The sequence below is a fragment of the Microvirga tunisiensis genome (genome assembly GCF_009296175.1).
GTDB lineage: Bacteria > Pseudomonadota > Alphaproteobacteria > Rhizobiales > Beijerinckiaceae > Microvirga > Microvirga tunisiensis.
The window spans coordinates 1-1,628 of the sequence record NZ_VOSK01000707.1 but is presented as its reverse complement, the minus strand read 5'-3'; the positions used below and the strand labels follow the sequence as shown (position 1 = coordinate 1,628).

At 58.7% G+C, this 1,628-nt stretch carries 2 protein-coding genes; both read left to right on the top strand.

Going from position 1 to position 1,628, the window contains the following annotated elements; translation table 11 throughout:
* The first annotated feature begins 453 nt into the window (after positions 1–453).
* Positions 454–1,188 carry a ParB/RepB/Spo0J family partition protein gene (locus FS320_RS43040; protein ID WP_202882972.1) on the top strand — a complete coding sequence of 245 codons (735 nt, stop codon included), beginning with the start codon at positions 454–456 and terminating at the stop codon, positions 1,186–1,188.
* A gap of 52 nt (positions 1,189–1,240) precedes the next feature.
* A partial coding sequence (locus tag FS320_RS43035; RefSeq protein WP_152718605.1) for a helix-turn-helix domain-containing protein occupies positions 1,241–1,628 on the top strand: 388 nt, incomplete at its 3' end.

Below are 1,628 nucleotides of genomic sequence, written 5' to 3'. Positions count from 1 at the left end.
CCCAACAGCTCCAGCACCAACCGCTTCAGATCGGCGTTCGACAGGCCATCAAGATCCGGGGCCGGTGACATGCAGGGGATTGAATCAGAATTGTCGCTGCGCCGGAACCCCGACCCGCCAGCTCAGCCCGGACTTTTGCCAATGTTACGGTATATTTAGCCTCGATGTTGCAGGTTTGTGTGCCACCAGAGGCGATACCTCCACGCACATGGCGTTGAGCAACGTGCACCCTTTATAAATGATCTATTGTTAGCTATCGAGGCTCTCGGCTGCGCGGTCGAACTTTTCCAGCTCCTGCGCTGCTATTCGAGGGGGTGAGACAGGTATTTTGGCTCACCAAACCCGCGGCATGGTTGACTTGCAACCGGCGGCGGGCTTCAACGGCTCTGCTATTCTCCAAAGTGTGGCAGTGTGGACGACGCTCTGCGCTAAATCGGTCTACGAGGGTTCTTGATGGCTAACGGCATTGTACATCTTCCACCTACTGGTCAGGCGGAAAAGGTGCCGGTCGAATTGCTCGACTTCGACCAAAATAATCCTCGTTTTACACCGGATAAACGGCCCACAGGATCGGGAGATAGTGCCGTTATCTCGATGCTTGCTACGTCCGCGGACCTATCCGAGCTGATCCAATCCATATCGACGAGTGGCTACATCAACATCGAGCCGTTGATCGTAATTGAGCGTAACGGTCGCTTGGCAGTGCTGGAGGGCAACCGGCGTTTAGCCGCCGTTAAGGCGCTGCGCGATCCGGAGGTGGCTAGGGCAGCACGTATCTCCACCCCGCTTATGGAACCGGCAAAGCGTCAGACGTTGAATGAGTTGCTGGTCTATCGCGTCGCGACCGAGGACGAAGCACGAGACCTGATCGGCTTCAAGCACATAAACGGTCCGCAATCCTGGGATGCTTTCGCGAAGGCTCGCTTCGCCGCGCGCTGGCTGGACGACGAACACCGCAAGAGAGACGCAGGTCAGCCATATCTCACCCTAGAGCAGATTGCTGCTCGGATGGGTGATCAGCACAAAACCATTCACAGGATGGTTGCCGCCCTCTATGTGTTGGACCAGGCTGAACGAAACGAAATTTACGAGATCAGTGACCGGTCGAAAAAGACCTTCAGCTTCTCGCACCTTTACACTGGCCTCTCCTACGAAGAGTTCACTAAAGCGCTTTTAATCTGGGCTTGAATCCCTTCGGGTGGGCTGCGCGTTGACTGGGATATGGCCCGGGAGGCGAGCCATGCCCCAGCCTTATTCCGCTGATCTGCGTGAGCGTGTTCTGGTCGCCTGCGAGCGTGGCGATCTTCCTCAGGTCGAGATCGCCCATCGGTTTCAGGTCTGTCCTGCCACCGTGTCGAACTGGCGCCGCCAGGAGCGCGAGGACGGCCGGCGTTCTCCCAAGCCGCACAGCGGCGGCGTGCCCTCGCGCCTGGATGCCGCAGCTCTGGAGGTGCTGCGCCAGCTCGTGATCGAGGACAATGACGCGCTGCTGCGCGAGTATCGCGAGCGCCTGGCCGAGAGAACGGGCGTGACGGTGTGTCTGGCGGTGATCTGCGAGGCGCTCAAGCGCCTCAAGCTGCGTCCGAAAAAAAGACCCTTCGGGCGGCCGAGCAGGAGCGGCCCGAGAT